This is a genomic window from Allobosea sp. P1_A7 (assembly GCF_056406775.1).
In genome coordinates this window covers 1-16,593 of the sequence record NZ_JBFTZN010000115.1, presented here as the reverse complement: position 1 = coordinate 16,593, position 16,593 = coordinate 1, and the positions used below count along the sequence as shown (strand labels likewise).

The following is a 16,593-nucleotide window of genomic DNA, read 5'->3' as shown; positions in this document are numbered from 1 at the left end:
GTCCGGAACCCGGCCTCCAGTGCGGCTGCCAGTGCGTCGCCGTTCTCGTAGCCCACCAGGTCGCGACCGGGGACCGTCATTGTCGTGGCGCTGATCGCCTCCGAGGCGTCGCCGAAGACGTTGCTGAGACCGGCCACGGCGCCCGTCTCCGTGACGATGCACCCGGCCACGATCGCGCCATCCGCCCGCCCGGCCAGCATCGTGATCCCAGGCGTCGTCAGGAATGCCGGCAGGAAAAGCGGCGGCTCGCCAGCACGTCCACTCCAGGCCGCCTCCCATGCGCCCAGCTCCTCGGCGTCCATGATCGGGCGCCAGCTGAGCCGCGTTCGTCCGGCGCCCAGGCCGGCGGGCCGATGAATCCAGCGAGCATCGAACAGCGGCTCGAAGCCGAGACCGTCCAGCGCGAGCGCCCGGTAACTGTCCTTGACGAAGAAGGCCTCGGACGCCCGCGCTGTCCGTTTTGCGATGGCGTGCAGCTGAACCTGAGGATCGATTTCTGGGTCGACCGTGACGAGATGGGGGTAGAAGCGCGGCGGCGTTCCCGAGCACGCGGCGCAACCGTCGACATGTTCCACGCCAAGGCCGTGCGCGCGCCACATGGCGGTGCACAGCGCGGCGTTGTCGAGCGCCGCCATGCGACGAAACTCCGAAGCCACCATGCTCTCTGCCCGCGTCCGACGGCAGGATCGGATCGCTCCTGCAGATCAGCCATGCCGTAACAGGGCAGGGCCCGGCTTTCCATACAGCTCGAACGTGGCCGGGAGCGTCTGGTCTGTTCCGCGCGGGTCCGTCATAGGCTGCCGGGGGCCGGGCCGACGCTCCTGGAACGTCCGCGAGCCGCGGACACCATCCACTGGATCATCGAACCGGATATCGTATCCGGTTCGATGATCTAAGCCTTTGTGTTTGCATCGGCTTTGCCCCGAAAACCGCAATCCACTTTTCGGGCCGATGCCTTAGAACAGCCGCTCGGTCGTCTCGCGCAGCTTCTCGGCCTCGGAGCGGAAGGTCCGGTATTCATGGCGTCCGGTAACGGGGTGGCGCCGATGCCAGAGCGTCTCCAGCCAGAACGGCCCGGTGTCATCGCTCGGGAAGACCGGCCGCCACGCATACCACCCGCTCCAGAGGCAGTCTGAAGCCGGGATCGGACCGGCATGGCGCGGGGCGGCCGTCATGATGCTTCTCCGCTAGAGCACTGGTGAAAATGGAATCTCCTGCAATGCCTTATCGCCTTGTCTTCACGTGATTTCGTACGCCGGACCGCTCCGCGGTCCTACTGGAATTGCTCTGTCTTCACGCAATTCCGGAGGCAAAACCGCTACGCAGTTTTGCTGGAATTGCTCTGCCCCTTCAGCGCCTCCGGAGACATGTTCTCCTCCTGCGCCGAAAAGACATTATGCGCGTAAGCGTCGAGAATAGCTTCCGACTTGATCAGGCGGCCTGCCGCCTCTTCGGCGCGATCGGCCTTGTAGAAATCGAGCTTCTGGATCTTGGCGATCCAGGTCTTGAATTTGGTCAGTTCCTGCTCGTTCTCCTCGAGCTCCGCGAAGGTGAAGTGCTTGACGCGGGTCTCTTCTGCGATCTCCTCCTCGAAGGCGATGCACTTCTCGATGAACTCCTTGTACTCGTCGTCGCGGTCGGCATTGAACCGGGCGATGATCTTGTCCTGCTGCTTCTGGTCGAGGCCGACCGTCGCCAGCAGCAGCGCTTCGCCCTCGGCCTCGGCGATCTCGTTCTCCAGCATCTTGAGGCGCCGCAGATGGTCATCGGTCTTGGGCAGCACGCAGACGCCGCCCTGCAGATAGACCGCGCCCATCCCCTTCAGCTTGCGCCAGATCGAGACCCGCTTCCGCGCCGGCTCGGCGGGGACCTTGTAGGTCAGCAGCAACCATTCCAATGCAGACATCGAACCTCTCGGAACCTCTTGAATGTTACGGTCGTTACAATCATACTGAACGGAATATCGCGTATCGATCATACCACGGTCGCGCTAGAAGATCTCATCCTGCTGCGCAGCCTGCGAAACGAAAGCGACAGCCATGATCTCATGGGCAACAGCCGCCCCCGCCATTTCCGCGACGTTCCTCGCCTCGCTCGTCGAGGTGGTCGAAGCCTTCACCATCGTGCTCGCGGTCGCAACGGTGCAGGGCTGGCGGCCGGCCCTGACGGGAACGGCGGCAGGGCTCGGGGTTCTCGGCCTTCTCGTCCTGGCGCTCGGGCCCGTGATCGATCGCATCCCGCTCCAGGGGCTTCAACTCGTCATCGGCGTGCTGTTGCTGCTCTTCGGCCTGCGCTGGCTGCGCAAGGCGATCCTACGGGCGGCGGGCATCATCGCCTTGCATGACGAGGAACTCGCCTTCGCCAGGGAGACGGCGAGCCTGACCGAGGCGGAGCGCCTCGATGCGACGCAGCGCAACTGGATCGCGGGTCTCGCCGCCTTCAAGGCGGTGGTGCTGGAGGGCGTCGAGGTCGTGTTCATCGTCATCGCCGTCGGCGCCGGGCGCGGGCTGCTCTGGCCGGCGGCCGTGGGGGCGGTCGCGGCCTGCCTCCTTGTTCTGGTCATCGGTTTCGCCGTTCACAAGCCGCTGTCGCGCGTGCCCGAGAACGCCCTCAAATTCGGCGTCGGCGTGATGCTGTCGGCCTTCGGCGTCTACTGGACCGGGGAGGGGCTCGGCGTCGCCTGGCCCGGGCATGATCTGGCGATCCCGGCTCTTGCCGCCGTGTTCCTGGCCGTCGGGCTCAGCCTGGTCCCGGTCGCCCGTCGTCCCCGGACAATCGAGCCCCAGGAGATTGAACCCCAGGAGATGACCCGATGAACCTGCTGCGTCTGATATTTCGCGAACTCGTCGGCCTGTTCGTCGATGACGAGAAGCTGGCGCTTGCCATCCTGGCCGTGGTCGGGGCGTGCGGGCTGCTTGTCCGCTACCAGCAGGGCGCCTCCAACACGGTCGGCTTGTTGCTGCTCTTCGGCTGCATCGGCGTCCTGTTCGCCAGCGTCGTCCAGGGCGCGAGGCGCTAGCTCGATCGGTATCCGGTGCAGGACGCTGGTGGACGCGCGCATCTCGAATAGTGGATCCCGGCAGCGGACATGAACGCCTTCAACGACGCCATCGTCGGCAAGATCGAGAACATTCGGGAGTTCCGCTAAGGGTTGGCTTTGCCCGTGATGGTGTTCAGCGTGATCGTCCTGAGCATCCCTGCCGTGGCCAGTCAATCAAATCGCCTTGGATCTCCGGCGGCAATCGCGGGCGTATTCGCGGCGCATTTCCTTCAATTGCTCCCGATCGAGCCGCGAGGTGTGTCCTGGCTTGGTAGCCTTGCGAGCTTCCTCGCGACACGCCTCGCGAGCGCTATCGCCGCTCTGCCTGGCTTGCGTGGGCAATGCGAAGATAGCCAAAATTGCGACGGAAAGCGCAACGTGGAAGTGCATGTCAGGCTCCTTTTGCGGAGGCAAAATTCGCTGCAGTTGACGCTATTGGAGATTGGCGCCGCGTCTGGTTGGCTGAGCACTAAAAGTGCCCCAGCAGTCACGGGAAGCAAAAGTAAGCAATTCACATTGAACGGCGTCAAGGGGCAGCAGCTCCTCCTTCGTCAGGCGCCGCATCATGTCGGCCGTGTCGGCATAGTGGACGCCATCGCGGATGCGACCTTCGAACTGATCCGCGTCGCGTAGCGCCACGAAAAGCTGAAAATCCTCTTCCTTGCCGTCGGCGACATCTGCGATCTCGTCACCCCTGCAGAATGCCGAAACCTCTTCAGCCCCGCCGGATTTGCGTCCAATTGATCGTTCGGCGCTCCAGGGCAGGCGGGCGAAGCCCGAAGGGCTCCATCGCGACGGTCGCACAGGTGGCCCGCGCTGAATCCGATGGTGGGCCCGGCGCCCGGGAACAAGCCGCCTCGCGCTCGATCTGCGCTCCCCGGGCTAGCCGCGTCCGTTCGGCTTGCGCGGCATGGCTGGCGCGGTCGACTGCCTGACGATCAGCTCCGGCGGGAAGATCCGGCTTTGGACGGGCTGCGCTTGTCCCATCGCATCGAGGAGGCAGTCGATCGCCGCATGCGCCATTGCCGAGAGCGGCTGCCTGACGCTGGTCATCGGCGGGTTCATCAGCCGGGCCAGGAACAGGTCGTCGATGCCGACCAGCGAGATGTCGTCGGGAATCACCAGGCCCTGTTCGCGCAAGCCCGCCGCGAGGCCGATCGCCAGCAGGTCGTTCATCGCGATCACGCCGGTCGGGCGCTGCTGCAGTCTTGCGATGGCGAGTCCGGCATCGATCCCGAGTTCCGCGATCATGTCGTCGCCATACTCGTTCGGCGGCAGCGAAATCTCATGGACAGACCCGTCCAGGCCATGTCTCTGCGCTGCCGTCCTGAAGCCGTTCAGACGCGCCGCGCGCGCTGCCGTTTGAAGCGGTCCCGTGACATAGGCGATATGCCGATGACCCAGACCAACGAGATGATCCACCGCAAGCGTCGTGGCCAGCGCGTTGTCCGTCGATACCACGGTGATGCCCTGGGCTGCCGACAAGGCGGCATTGCCCTCGAAAGCGACGATGGCGAGCCCCTTGGCGGCAAGGCCGGAGAGATGCCGGGGGTTCAGCAGGGACGAACCGGTGATGATGCCGCGAACGCCGAAAGCCGCCAGTTCCTCGGCAAACTCGGTCTCCCGGTGCGGGTCCCGGTAGGTGTTGCAGAGGATCACCTGATGCCCCCGCGCCTGGGCGGCATGCTGGATCGCGGTGGCGATTTCGCCGAAAAACGGGTTTGCGACCGACGGCACCAGAAGCCCGATCACGGCCGAGTGCCCGGTCTTCAGCTGACGCGCGGCCGAACTCGGCTTGTATCCGAGTTCCGCGACGGCGCTGCGGATGCGCTCAAGCGTGGCGGGGGTCATCTTCGCATGGCGATCGTTCAGGAAATTCGAGACACTTGAAGCCGAGACGCCGGCTATCCGCGCCACATCGAGAATGGTCGCCACCCCTTGGTTTCTCCCCTTTTTGGTGTTGGTGCATCGTTGCACCGATGCTGGAACCGTGCAACAAATCGCGACAACAACTGTGCGGCCCCTTCATGGACGAACGAGAATCAAGGGCCGAAGCAGGGTAGCAAGGGAGAGCGAAATGGGCATGAAGGCATCACGGCGTGATGTGTTGCGTTTCGGGGCGCTGATCGCGTCGCCGGCCATTCTGAAGCTGACTGGCGCAGGCGCGCTGTCCTCGCCGGCCGCTGCCGCGGAGCCGGGCCGCCTGCGTATCGCCTGGTGGGGCGGAACCGACCGGGCACGCCGGACGCAGGCCGCGATCGATGCCTTCAAGCTCGGGCGTTCCGGGCTCGAGATCGCTCCTGAGACCGTGGGCTGGGATGCCTATTGGACCAAGCTTGCAACCCAGGTCGCCGGCGGCAATGCGCCCGACATCATTCAGATGGATTACCGCTACCTGCCTGAATATGCGCGTCGCGGCGCGCTGCGGGCGCTCGACGATCTCGTCCCTTCGGTCATCGACCCCAGCGATTACGTTCCCTCGGTGCTCGAGGCCGGCAAGATCGACGGCAAGCTCTATGGCATCCCCATGGGCATGAACAGCGACGTCCTGCTCTATGACAAGACGATGCTGGAGAAGCTCGGCCTTGCCGCGCCAAACCCGGAGATGAGCTGGGCCGAATTCGCGACGCTCGGCGAAAACATCACCAAGAAGGCGAACCGCCGCGGCTATTTCGGTTCGGCCGATCCCAGCGTGATGGAGCCCGAGCTCGAATACTGGGTGCTGACGCGCGGCCGCACGCTCTATGACAAGGACGGTCGTCTCGGCTTCACCCGCGACGATGCCGAGTCCTGGCTGGCGCTCTGTGCCGAGATGCGGGGCAGGGGCGCCATCGTTCCCGCCGATCTCGCAGCGACCGACAAGATCACCATCGACAGCGACCTGCTGACGACGGGCCGCGCCGCGATCACCTTCACCAACAGCAACCAGATCGTCGGCTACCAGGCCGTCAGCAAGAGCAAGGTCGGGATGGCCTTCCATCCCAAGGGCGAGAAGCCGGGCGAGTATCTCAAGCCCTCGATGATGCTCTGCGTCTCGGCGACTGCGGCCGATCCCAAGACCGCTGCAGCCCTGATCGACTTCATGGTGCTGAAGCCCGAAGGCGCCAAGCTGCTCGGCGTCGAGCGCGGCGTCTCGCCCTCGGAGAAGATCCGCGCCCTGCTGGCGCCGGAGCTCGACGAGGGCGGGCAGATGCAGGTCGAGCATCTCTCGCAGCTAAGCAAGCGCGGACCGGCACCGCTCCCTCCGGCGCCGCCGAAGGGCGCGGCCGAAGTCACTGCCCTGATCCGCCAGGCGGCCGAGAAGGTCGGCTTCAAGCAGCTCACGCCGCAACAGGCCGCCGAGCAACTGGTCTCCGAGGCCGAGCGCATCCTCTCGAAAGCCTGATCATCCATGGCTCACAGTGCCAGTCTCGCCGCCTCAACGCCGGGCCCTGTCGCCCGGCGTCGCTGGGACGGCGTCAGGAATGCCTTGCCCGGCTATCTCTTCCTCACGCCGTGGCTCGCGGGCTTCGTGCTGTTCACGCTCGGCCCGACGCTCGTCTCGCTCTATCTGTCCTTCACCGACTTCGACCTGCTGCGCGCGCCGCAATGGGTCGGCGCGGCGAATTATCAGCGGATGTTCTCGTCCGACCCGAAATTCTGGGCGTCGGTCAGCGTGACATTGACCTATGTCGTGCTCTCGGTGCCGCTGAAGCTCGCCTTCGCGCTGGCCGTCGCGATGGTCCTCGATCGTGGCATCAGGGGCCTCAGCATCTATCGCGCGATCTTCTACCTGCCGTCCCTGCTCGGGGGCAGCGTCGCGGTCGCGATCCTGTGGAAGCAGGTCTTCGGCTATGAGGGCCTCGTCAACGAATTCCTCTGGTTCGCCTTCGGCATCAACGGACCGAGCTGGATCTCGAATCCGGCAACCTCGCTCTACACGCTGGTCCTCCTCAGCGTCTGGCAGTTCGGCTCGCCGATGATCATCTTCCTCGCCGGCTTGCGCCAGATTCCGCGTGATCTCTACGAGGCAGCCAGCATCGATGGCGCGACGCGGCGTCAGCAGCTCACCCGCATCACCTTGCCGCTGCTCGCCCCCGTGATCTTCTTCAACTTGGTCCTGCAGACGATCGAGGCGTTCAAGGCGTTCACGCCGGCCTTCATCATCAGCGGCGGCACCGGCGGCCCGGTCGACTCGACGCTGTTCTACACCCTCTATCTCTATCAGCAGGGTTTTGCCTATTTCCGCATGGGCTATGCCTCGGCCCTGGCCTGGGTCCTGTTGCTGACGATCGCCGCCTTCACGGCGCTCACCTTCTTCTCGCAACGCTTCTGGGTCTATTATGAAGACGAACAGCGCTGACGGCCGCCTCGCGCCGGAGGCGATCGACCGGTCGTGGCGGGCGCTCCCCAAGCATATCGCGCTCGCGCTTGCCTCGCTGGCGATGCTCTATCCCTTGCTCTGGATGTTGAGCAGTTCCTTCAAGCCGGAAGACGAGATCTTCAGCGATCTCTCGCTCTGGCCGAAGGCGGTCACCCTGGCGAGCTATGTCGAGGGTTGGTACGGTCTCGGCATCAATTTCGGCCGGTTCTTCCTGAATTCGCTGATCGTCTCGGGGCTGGCCGTCATCGGCAACCTGGCGGCCTGTTCGCTCGCCGCTTTCGCCTTCGCGCGGCTTGAGTTTCCGCTGCGGAAATTCTGGTTCGCGGCGATGCTGGGCACGCTGATGCTGCCCTATCACGTCACCCTGATCCCGCAATATGTCCTGTTCCAGAAGCTTGGCTGGCTGAACACGTTCTGGCCGCTGGTCGTGCCGAAATTCATGGCGGTCGACGCCTTCTTCATCTTCCTGATGGTGCAGTTCTTCCGCGGCATCCCAAGGGAACTCGACGAGGCGGCCGTCATCGACGGCTGCGGACCCTGGCGGATCTACTGGAGCATCATGCTGCCCTTGTCGAAGCCGGTCCTGGCGGCGGCCGCGATCTTCTCCTTCATCTGGACCTGGGACGATTTCTTCGGTCCGCTGCTCTATCTCACCGATGTCGCCAATTACACGGTGCCGCTGGCGCTGCGCGGCTTCGTCGATGCGACGAGCCGCTCGTCCTGGGGGCCGCTCTTCGCCATGTCGGTGCTCAGCCTCGTCCCGGTCTTCGCAGCCTTCCTGATGTTCCAGCGCCATATCATCGAGGGTATCGCGGCCTCCGGCCTGAAGCGGTGAGCAAGCGATGAAAGCGACCGCCACCTCCGTCCCGCCCAAGCCTGTCCAGCTCGGATCCTCGATCCGCGGGGAATGGTTGCTCGACTGGAGCAAGCTGACGGTCAATCACGGTGCCTATGGCGCCACGCCCAAAACCGTTCTCGCCGCCCAGGACGCGTGGCGCCGGGAGATGGAGAGCCAGCCTTCGCTCTTCATGCGCTCGGTCCTGCCTCTGGCCCTGCGGCAGGCCGCGGGCGCGCTGGCGGATTTCCTCGGTGCGAAGGGCGAGGACCTCGTCTTCGTCGACAACGCCACGAGCGGCTGCAACGCCGTCCTGCGCTCGCTGGATTTCGCGCCGGGTGACGAGATCCTGATCCTGAGCCACGCCTATGGCGCGGTTCGCAACACGGTCGCCTACCTCGCCGAGCGCAGCGGAGCCCGCATCGTGGAAGCGCCGATTGCGTTTCCGCAGCCTAGCGCCGCGCAGATCGTCGCGGCTGTCGCGGCCGCCATCACGCCACGCACCCGCATCGCGGTGCTCGACCATATCACCTCGTCCAGCGCGCTCCTGCTGCCGATGGCGGAGCTGATTGCGGCCTGTCACGCGGCGGGCGTACCGGTGCTTGTCGATGGAGCCCATGCGCCCGGCCAGATCGCGCTCGATCTCCAGGGCCTCGATGCCGACTGGTATGTCGGCAATTGCCACAAATGGCTGATGGCCCCGAAAGGCTGCGCCTTCCTGTGGACCAGGCCGGACCATCAGGCAGCGATCCATCCGCTGACGATCTCGCATGGTTTCGGTGGCGGCTATCTCGCCGAGTTCGACTGGACGGGCACGCGCGACCCCAGCGCCTTTCTGGCCGTGACGGCGGCGCTCGCCTTTCATCAGGATCTCGGCGGTGCCGCCCTGCGGGCGCGCAATGCCGATCTCGCGGGGCGTGGCGGTGAGATCCTCGCAACAGCGCTCGGTACCGAAGCCGGCTCCGGGCCGGAGCTCGCGCGGGCGATGAGGCTGGTGCGCCTTCCCGTGCGCTTTGAGGCGAGTGCGGAAGCGGCCTTGGCGATCCGGCGGCGCTTCGAGGCCAGGGGCTGCGATGCACCGGTCTCCGCTCTCGCCGGTGGGCTGTGGCTGCGGCTCTCGGCCCAGGCCTATAACGAGGAGGCCGATTACGAGCGGCTTGCCGTGCTCGTGCGCGCCGCCCTCGCCGCGTGACGGAGCGGGCGCGGGGGTATTGGCCTCTGCGAGGCGAAAGGCGGGGCAAGCGGCTCTTGCTTGGGCCGCCTTCCATCCCGCCCCGATACAGGCGGCCCGCTCGGTGAGGGCAGGGGACGGCGCGGTTGCGGGCTTGGTTTATTCTTGCGCCAACCTTACAAAACGTGCTGCGGTTCCCCATGTGCAAAACACGGTCGCCGAGAACGAGCCGCTTTGCGGTTGATCTGTTCCGGCGTGGCCGCATGTGAGAAAATGGCTGGCTTGTCCCTGCAAAGCGAGACCCGTCGCGGCGCCTCTGCGCGTCGCGGGCGGCTGAACGGCCACATTCCTGACCTCCGAAGCCGCACGGTATCCGGGCATTCCAGTTCCCCTGCGGATGGCGCCGCGGGCCGCTTTGCGCCGACGCGACCGGGAGGACACTGGCAATGAGTCTCAACTTTCCCAATCCGATCCGACGCTTCGATGCAGGGCGCTCCTGTGTCAGCTTCTGGGGTTCCGACGCAGCGCTGGAGGTCACCTTCCAGGTCGATTTCGCGGCCTTGCACAAGCTCAGCCCGAGTGCGGGCGATGTCGAGGCTGCGGTTCTCGCCGTCTTCGACCAGAACCGTGACACGATTTACCAGGCTGCCCGCTCCGCCTATTCCCGGCATCGCGGCGGCTATCACCGGCTGACGGCGGAGAGCTTTTGACGCCCCCGCCCCAAGGACAATGAAGACATGACCACGACAGCCTACAAGGCAGGGGACCTCCTCAGCCTCACCAACGACATGATCAACCAGCCGCGGCCAGGTCCGTTCGAGGTTCTGCGCGTCATGCCCTCCCGCGACAACGCCGAGGAGCAGTATCGCGTGCGCGGGCCCGATGGCCGCGAGCGCGTGATCGGGCATCACGAGATCGTCGGGAATGGCGGCGCCGCCAGCAAGATCTAGGAGGGGGAAACCGATGACCGATCGTTCAAAGCTCATTGCCAATGCCGATAATGCGTTCCTGAGGACGCAGACCCAGTCATCGGTGCGCAACCGGATCCTCTCCGAGGAGGAGAGCGCCATCCAGGCCCGCGAGGCCAAGACCGCGAGGCTGAAGGCTGAGCGGTTGGCCAAGGAGGCGCTGGACCGCGAACTCCTCGCAGCCGAGCCGCCGAAGCCGAAGAAGCGCCGGCCTGCCTCCGCTTGAACGGACGGTCGGCATCCCGATCAGAGCGAGTGCTTCGTGGACATCACCGTCACCCAGAGCTCCGATGACACCGTCTGGCTGCTGAGCGACCTGCTCGGCCGGCCGATGGGCGAAATCACCGAAAACCCCGCGGGCGAGTTCCGGCTTGTCACCGCGGGCCAGGCGCAGGAGACGATGAAGGCCATGAAGCATGGTCCGTTTCCGAGCCTCGATGCGGCGCTGGCCGAGATCGAGCGCTTCACGCGCAGCGCCTGCCGTCGGGTCTCGGTGAAAACCGGGAATGGCGAAGTCCCGGCATAAGGCAGCAAGCTCCGGCGCCGACCCCGGGCTAGGCTCTCCGCAGTAACGGGAAGACCATTCCACATGTGATGAGAGCGATTGCTGCGAGTTGGGGCGGCGTCGGGATTTCGCCTAGCACCACCGCGCCGATCACGACCGTCGCAACCGGAATGCAGGGCATGAAGAGCGAAGCCGGTTGCGGGCCGAGCTGGCGAACCACATAGGTGTAGAGAACGATCGCAGCCGCACCGGCCAGGAAGCCCTGGATCACGAGTTGCGTGGCGATTTCGGCAAGCGGGGCGGCCGCGAACCCGCTCGGCGCCAGGGCGTGCAGCAGGGGCAGCGGCAGGCAGGAGAGCAGGACGACGGCGATCGTCGCCGTCACCGCATCGACCGACCAGCGCCGGGCCAGCACCGCATAGGCCGAGAACATGATCCCCGATCCGGCAAAGAGCAGATCGCCGCGCCAGGTGTCGCCGGCACTGAGCCCTGCATGGAAAACGAAGAGCAGCAGCCCGGCGATGATCGCGCCGATGCCGATCAGCCGCGCGCCGGACACCGTCTCCCTGAGCGCGATGCGCGAAAGCACCAAGGAGAAGAAGACGATGGAGGCGGGAGAGAGCGCGGCGGCATGGGCGGCCGGCGCCTGGGTCAGCCCCTGATTGATGAGCAGCGAGTAGGGCAGCCCCGCCAACAGCGCCAGCAGCCCGGCTTTCCGCCAGCCCAGCGCCTTCAGCCGTCTGGTGCCGGTTTTACCAAGCACCGGCAGGAAGACGAGACCCGCGCCGAGAAAGCGCAGGGCTACGATATCGGCCGCGGTCAGATGCTCGCGCAGGCTGAAGCGGGCGGCGACGAACTGGAGGGTGGTGATCGCAACGAAGGCCGCACCGGCCAGGATCGCCAGCCCTTTGCTGCCGGCACCGTCTCCGAACATCGCATTGCGCAAGCGGGCCTCCGTGACGGCGCGGCCGGTCCGGCGGGCCTGGGCCGCCGACAGCACCGGACTGCAGCAATCACAGCCTATTGCCGGCGTAGGTGCGGATGAATATGCTCATTCCATGAGTTTGGCGTGAGATTCACTCTATCTGTGGTCATCAAGCGTGAAACATGAAATCGCCGATCTCGACGCGATCGACCGCAACTTGCTGCGGCTGCTGCAGGAGGACGGCCGCCGCACCACGCTCGAGCTGGCGAACCGGGTCGGCCTGTCCCCGACCGGGACCAGCCAGCGCGTCAAGCGCCTGTTCCGGGAGGGCTATGTCAGGGCCGTCAGGGCGATCCTCGATCCGCAGAAGGTCGGCCGGGGCACCGTGGTCTTCATCCAGGTCCGCCTCGACCACACCGCCCCGCATATCTTCGAGCGATTTGCCCAGGCGATCTCGCAGGCATCCGAAGTTCTGGAATGCCACATGGTCATCGGCGGCTTCGACTATTTGGTGAAAGCGCGAATTGCCGACATGTCGCTGTTCCAGGACTTTCTGGAACGGGTGATCCTGCCTCTGCCCGGTGTCAGGGAAACCCATACCTATGCATCGGTGGCCGATGTGAAGCCCGACGCGCTGCTGCCGATCTGAGGTGGCGGAGCGAAGCGGTTGAGGTGGCGATTGCGGATTGGTCTTCCGCAGCGATGTCCGGCTTGGTCCTGATCTGCCAGGCACGGGCTATTGCAGGCGACCGCCTGATAAACCGTCAGCTTGGGAAACGAGATCGAAGGGGCAAGGTCGACCCGTTGCGGATTCTGCTCATCTGACCCTGACGTAGCTGAAACAGTCCTGCGGCGGGAACTCGATTCATGTTTTCTTAAATGCGAATCCAATCGCGAGAATCCGAGCCTCATTGTTGCGCGAGCGCGCCACTAACAGTCGGCCAACCTCATAACCCCATGAGCTGAGACCGGTGGTCGCCGGCGGAGACTTCACGTGCAACGACGTTTTCAAAATGCCCTGCTGATTGCCCTTATCGCCGGCTTCGGCGTCTCCAGCGGCGCGATGCACGCCCGGGCCCAATCGACTCCAAAGGTGCAGCCTGGCGAGGGGCGCCCATACGAGATCGCCGGCAGCGAGGTATGGGACGTGCCCGATCCGGTCTCCGGCCGCGACTACCAAGTCTTCGTCGCTTTGCCGCCGTCCTACGCGAAGCAGCCGCAGCGGCGCTACCCCGTGCTTTATGTTACCGACGCCGACTACGCTTTCCCGATCATCCGGCAGATAGGGCGCCGCCTGAACGTCGAGGGGCCCAAGATTGAGGAATTCATCCTTGTCGGCCTGTCTTATGGGAAGGGCGAGGACGGCATGGTCAGCCGCCAGCGTGACTATACTCCGACATCGAACGGTCCAAGCACCGCACCAGCCAACGCCATCCATGGTCAGGCGCGCGCCTATCAGGGATATCTGCGCGATCAGGCAAAGCCATTCATCACCGCTCGCTACCGGGCCGACCCTGCCAGAGCAATCTTACTCGGCCACTCCTACGGCGCTCTGCTTGGGTCACAGATCCTTTTCACCGAGCCCGGCCTATTCAACGGCTATATCCTCGGCAGCCCGTCTCTCTGGTACGACAAGCGGCATGCCTTGAAGCTCGAAGCGGGCTACGCCACGCGGAATCAGGACCTGGCGGCGAATGTCTATCTTTATGTAGGCGCCTATGAGGCCCAGCAGAAAGGCGATCGGCGCTACAACCAGACGGTAGACATGGTCGCCGACAACCGGGCTCTGGAGACGGCGTTGCTGAGCCGAAAGTATCCGAGCTTGAAGCTGAAATCAGCGGTCCTGAACGACGAGGATCACCTCACGGTCGCGCCGCGCGGCTTCACGCAGGGCCTGAAGTACCTGCTGCCGGTGCGCTGACCAATCGCAGAGAGCTCCAGGTCGGAGACTGTATCGGCTGCGGGTGCTTACGCGCGCCCGGCCGGGAATGGGCTGACGGCGCGCATCAGGTGTGGAAGGCCCCTGCGTCGCCCAGGCCGTCCTCCCCGATGCCGGCGCCTGCGGTCGGGCCCAGCTCGAGCAGCACCACCTCGCAGACGCCCTCCGGGGCGGCGGGGCAGCGTTCGACGCCATGCGGCACGACGATGAACTCGCCCTCCTCGATGAGCTCGTCGCGGTCACGGAACCGCATCAGCAGCCGACCCCTGTGGACGAAGAAGACCTCGTCCTCATGCCTCTGGAAATGCCAGGGCGCTTCACCTTCGAACCTGGCGAGCTTGATCTGCATGTTGTTGACGCGCGCGGCGATATGGGGCGGCCAGGTGTCGGAAAACCGGCCGAACGCAAATCTCAGGTTCTCCTTGTGGAATGGCGAAATGTGCCGGTTGAGCGTTGCGACGTCGCGAATGATCCTGGCGAGCTGGTGGGGCACGTCCTTGCCCTCGGCCGGGTATTTCCCGTCGAGCGCGGCCGTGCCGATCGTGAAGCCGGCGGCTCCGGCCTGCTTCAGCGCGGCGATCCGTTCCGGCGTGTCGATGGAGCCGGCGACATAGACGGGTTTGGAGACCGCGGCGCAGACGGCCTGGATCAGGGCCGGCACGTTCTCCCGCGAGCGATAGGCCAGGAGATCGAGCCCGTGCACGCCGTCGCGCGCCGCCAGCATCCGCGCGCTGGCGACGACCTCGTCGATGTTGCCTTCCAGGACGCTGGGATGGCCCATGATCCGGCCAGGGAATGGACAGTACTGGATCGTCGTGCCGGCAATGATCGGCAGCACGTCATCGACCCTTGTCCCGCCCAGCAGGACGTCGATGCCGATCGCGACCGCAGCCTTGGCCGATGCGATTTCGCTGTCGCGGTCGAGCGAGACGACCTCGAGATAGGAGGTCGCGCCGCCGTCCCTGATGGCGCCGTTCAGCGCCTTCAGCTGGTCGAGCGGCAGGCCGATATCCTTGAAGCCGATATGCCGGACCCCGAGATGCAGGGCGGTTTGCAACTGCTCCGACGCGTCGTCCACGGTGCGGTCGTTGCGCGTCAACATGAAGATGAAGCGAAGTCCCATCAGGACACCTTTTTCGTTCTGTTCGACCCGGTTTGCGCGGAACCGAGCCGCCTTGCATCGGCGAACGCGGTCTCCAGGCCGGCGGGATCGGCGATGCCCTGGCCAGAGAGAGGCGCCCCGTGGCGCAGCCGCGTGACCGCGCAAAGCAAGGTGTCATCCCCGCCAAAACCCCCGGCCTTCATGGCGAGAAGCAGCGCGCGCCCGTCATCGAGCCGGGCACGGCCAAGCGGAAAACCTGGCTCGAGCTCGTGGAGGATCTCGAATTCCCGAACGTCCAGAAGGTCGAGGATCGCCTCCATGGTGTCCCCGCCCGTGGCGATCAACGCGTCGAAGGCCTCGGCCCGAAGCCTGTCCGCCGCAGCCCTTGCAATCTCCCGCAGAAGCGGCGCCGGGTCGTCTTCGCGCTTTGCGGGGCTGCGCAGCAGGGTGACCCCGCTCACCCCCTCGACCCGATCGGCCTGGCCGTGACTGCGCGGGTTCGCGCTGCCGATGACGATGAGAATATCGCCAGGCCCGCCGCCGACCGCTGCTGCAGGAGCCCCCGTCGCAGTCGGAGCCAGGCGCCGCGCCAGCGCCGCCGCCATCCCCGGGGAGCCCACCCACAGCGTGGCTTCCGGTTCGGGCAAGGCCGCAACCTGCGCGTCCAGCTCGTCCTGTGTCGTGGCGTCGAGCAGCACCACACTCCCGATGGAGGGCGGGACCAGGTCGGCGACCACCGAATGGCGGGCCGGATGCACCGGATCGCGGCCATAGGCGGTCTCCGACACGGGGATACCGTCCACGCATTGAACGCCGCCGACAGTGGTGCGCCCGGCCGCGGGAAAGGCCGGGGCGAAGACGAGCTGCCTACGCCCGCTGGCCCGGAACGCCGCGTCCAGCTCGGCCCTGACATGTCCGCGCAGCGTCGAGTCGACCGTCTTGTAGAGGATGTCGCGCGAGGCGAGCTGCGCGGTGAGACGCGAGACCCGCTCCGCGACCTCAGCCTCGGGAGCCGAGCGCGAGCCACTGTCCACGGCGATGACGTCGCTCTCTTGCCGGGGCAACCGACCCCGTCCGACCCACGCGCCATGGCCCCGCATGACGAAGGGGCCAGCCCCGTCCGCTGCACTGGTCAGGTCGTAGGCGAGAACCCCGATCGTCGTATTCCCATCGCTGCTCATCTCTCGATCATGCCGCCTCCACGCGACAAGAAAAGCGCTAGTTTCTGCTGTCAGGGGCGCGTTGGGGGCCGGGCGGTCTACTGAGCGAACCCCGCCCGCCGCCGCCATGCTCGCTCTGGGTGCTGCTGGCGCGCCATTGGCGGCTCGAACCCGGAGCTCGATGCGGCCGCCTGACCACGTCAGCGCCTCCAGGAACTCTGCCGGTACGATCCAACCAGACCAAGGTCGGTGGTCTCGGCCCCAATGGACCACGGACCAGAGGCACCTGATAGGCACGCGCTGGTCCCGAAAATGCGGTGACCTTGTCCTCTAACCGCCTATACGATGGAAGAGTTAATGTGCCCCTAATATTCACCGACGTTCTTCAATTGGGGGTCTGTTATGGCTTCAAGCTTTGTTGTCAACCTCGCCGATCTGAACAAGATTCTTGAGCAAATTAAGGTTGCAGAGCGTAACGTTGCGGGTGAAAGTCTTGTCGATATTATCGGTCAAGATGCATCCTTGCTGCCAATCGGCCTTAGAACGGTCGATGGCAGTAACAATCATCTCCTTCCAGGTCAGAGC

At 65.2% G+C, this 16,593-nt stretch carries 20 protein-coding genes; 13 read left to right on the top strand and 7 right to left on the bottom strand.

What is annotated here, in order from left to right:
• From AC1D34_RS20055 to AC1D34_RS20045, 3 genes are all read right to left on the bottom strand, one after another.
• Window positions 1-635, bottom strand: a 635-nt coding sequence (locus tag AC1D34_RS20055) for a hypothetical protein (RefSeq protein WP_476825124.1), incomplete at its 3' end; no start/stop codon positions are given.
• A 321-nt stretch (window positions 636-956) separates the two neighbouring features.
• Window positions 957-1,175, bottom strand: a complete 219-nt coding sequence (locus tag AC1D34_RS20050; RefSeq protein ID WP_476825123.1) for a hypothetical protein — start codon at window positions 1,173-1,175, stop codon at window positions 957-959.
• Window positions 1,176-1,318: 143 nt separating this feature from the next.
• Window positions 1,319-1,906 carry a Chromate resistance protein ChrB gene (locus AC1D34_RS20045; RefSeq protein ID WP_476825122.1) on the bottom strand — a complete coding sequence of 196 codons (588 nt, stop codon included), beginning with the start codon at window positions 1,904-1,906 and terminating at the stop codon, window positions 1,319-1,321.
• Between the two features lie 133 nt (window positions 1,907-2,039).
• Here AC1D34_RS20045 and AC1D34_RS20040 point away from each other — a divergent pair, with 133 nt between their 5' ends.
• The 3 genes from AC1D34_RS20040 to AC1D34_RS20030 all read left to right on the top strand — a co-directional run bounded on the left by AC1D34_RS20040 (window position 2,040) and on the right by AC1D34_RS20030 (window position 3,673).
• Complete coding sequence (locus tag AC1D34_RS20040) at window positions 2,040-2,816, top strand: COG4280 domain-containing protein (RefSeq protein ID WP_476825121.1); 777 nt, start codon at window positions 2,040-2,042, stop codon at window positions 2,814-2,816.
• A complete protein-coding gene (locus AC1D34_RS20035; protein ID WP_476825120.1) occupies window positions 2,813-3,019 on the top strand; it encodes a hypothetical protein in 207 nt (68 codons plus the stop codon). Before AC1D34_RS20040 ends, AC1D34_RS20035 begins: the two co-directional genes overlap by 4 nt.
• A 132-nt stretch (window positions 3,020-3,151) precedes the next feature.
• Window positions 3,152-3,673, top strand: coding sequence for a hypothetical protein (locus tag AC1D34_RS20030; RefSeq protein ID WP_476825119.1), 522 nt, complete (start codon window positions 3,152-3,154; stop codon window positions 3,671-3,673).
• A 249-nt stretch (window positions 3,674-3,922) separates the two neighbouring features.
• Here AC1D34_RS20030 and AC1D34_RS20025 read toward each other — a convergent pair whose 3' ends face one another.
• Window positions 3,923-4,975, bottom strand: a complete 1,053-nt coding sequence (locus tag AC1D34_RS20025; protein WP_476770766.1) for a LacI family DNA-binding transcriptional regulator — start codon at window positions 4,973-4,975, stop codon at window positions 3,923-3,925.
• 148 nt (window positions 4,976-5,123) lie between these two features.
• On the opposite strand from AC1D34_RS20025, the gene AC1D34_RS20020 reads away from it, so the two are divergent.
• The 8 genes from AC1D34_RS20020 (at window position 5,124) to AC1D34_RS19985 (ending at window position 10,903) form a co-directional block, all read left to right on the top strand.
• Window positions 5,124-6,425, top strand: a complete 1,302-nt coding sequence (locus AC1D34_RS20020; RefSeq protein WP_162768114.1) for an extracellular solute-binding protein — start codon at window positions 5,124-5,126, stop codon at window positions 6,423-6,425.
• Between the two features lie 6 nt (window positions 6,426-6,431).
• A complete protein-coding gene (locus AC1D34_RS20015; protein ID WP_476825118.1) occupies window positions 6,432-7,382 on the top strand; it encodes a carbohydrate ABC transporter permease in 951 nt (316 codons plus the stop codon).
• 82 nt (window positions 7,383-7,464) lie between these two features.
• Window positions 7,465-8,238, top strand: a complete 774-nt coding sequence (locus AC1D34_RS20010) for a carbohydrate ABC transporter permease (RefSeq protein ID WP_441493415.1) — start codon at window positions 7,465-7,467, stop codon at window positions 8,236-8,238.
• A 7-nt stretch (window positions 8,239-8,245) separates the two neighbouring features.
• Window positions 8,246-9,430 (top strand): aminotransferase class V-fold PLP-dependent enzyme, encoded by a 1,185-nt coding sequence (locus AC1D34_RS20005; RefSeq protein WP_476825117.1) that lies wholly within the window; start codon window positions 8,246-8,248, stop codon window positions 9,428-9,430.
• 425 nt (window positions 9,431-9,855) lie between these two features.
• Window positions 9,856-10,119 carry a DUF1488 family protein gene (locus AC1D34_RS20000; RefSeq protein ID WP_441493406.1) on the top strand — a complete coding sequence of 88 codons (264 nt, stop codon included), beginning with the start codon at window positions 9,856-9,858 and terminating at the stop codon, window positions 10,117-10,119.
• Between the two features lie 27 nt (window positions 10,120-10,146).
• On the top strand, window positions 10,147-10,359 hold the full coding sequence (locus AC1D34_RS19995; RefSeq protein WP_441493407.1) for a hypothetical protein: 213 nt from the start codon (window positions 10,147-10,149) through the stop codon (window positions 10,357-10,359).
• 13 nt (window positions 10,360-10,372) lie between these two features.
• Window positions 10,373-10,603 (top strand): hypothetical protein, encoded by a 231-nt coding sequence (locus tag AC1D34_RS19990; RefSeq protein ID WP_476825116.1) that lies wholly within the window; start codon window positions 10,373-10,375, stop codon window positions 10,601-10,603.
• A 36-nt stretch (window positions 10,604-10,639) separates the two neighbouring features.
• Entirely contained in the window at window positions 10,640-10,903 is a 264-nt protein-coding gene (locus tag AC1D34_RS19985) for a hypothetical protein (protein WP_476825115.1), read from the top strand.
• 28 nt (window positions 10,904-10,931) lie between these two features.
• Here AC1D34_RS19985 and AC1D34_RS19980 read toward each other — a convergent pair whose 3' ends face one another.
• Complete coding sequence (locus tag AC1D34_RS19980; RefSeq protein WP_476825114.1) at window positions 10,932-11,828, bottom strand: DMT family transporter; 897 nt, start codon at window positions 11,826-11,828, stop codon at window positions 10,932-10,934.
• A gap of 166 nt (window positions 11,829-11,994) precedes the next feature.
• Between AC1D34_RS19980 and AC1D34_RS19975 the strand changes: the two genes are divergently transcribed.
• Window positions 11,995-12,456, top strand: a complete 462-nt coding sequence (locus tag AC1D34_RS19975) for an Lrp/AsnC ligand binding domain-containing protein (protein ID WP_476771027.1) — start codon at window positions 11,995-11,997, stop codon at window positions 12,454-12,456.
• Between the two features lie 345 nt (window positions 12,457-12,801).
• Window positions 12,802-13,728 carry an alpha/beta hydrolase gene (locus AC1D34_RS19970; RefSeq protein ID WP_476825113.1) on the top strand — a complete coding sequence of 309 codons (927 nt, stop codon included), beginning with the start codon at window positions 12,802-12,804 and terminating at the stop codon, window positions 13,726-13,728.
• An 85-nt stretch (window positions 13,729-13,813) separates the two neighbouring features.
• On the opposite strand, the gene AC1D34_RS19965 is transcribed toward AC1D34_RS19970, so the two are convergent.
• Together AC1D34_RS19965 and AC1D34_RS19960 are read right to left on the bottom strand one after the other, a co-directional pair.
• Entirely contained in the window at window positions 13,814-14,869 is a 1,056-nt protein-coding gene (locus AC1D34_RS19965) for a cupin domain-containing protein (protein ID WP_476825112.1), read from the bottom strand.
• On the bottom strand, window positions 14,869-16,029 hold the full coding sequence (locus tag AC1D34_RS19960) for a four-carbon acid sugar kinase family protein (protein ID WP_476825111.1): 1,161 nt from the start codon (window positions 16,027-16,029) through the stop codon (window positions 14,869-14,871). Before AC1D34_RS19960 ends, AC1D34_RS19965 begins: the two co-directional genes overlap by 1 nt.
• Window positions 16,030-16,593 lie beyond the last annotated feature (564 nt).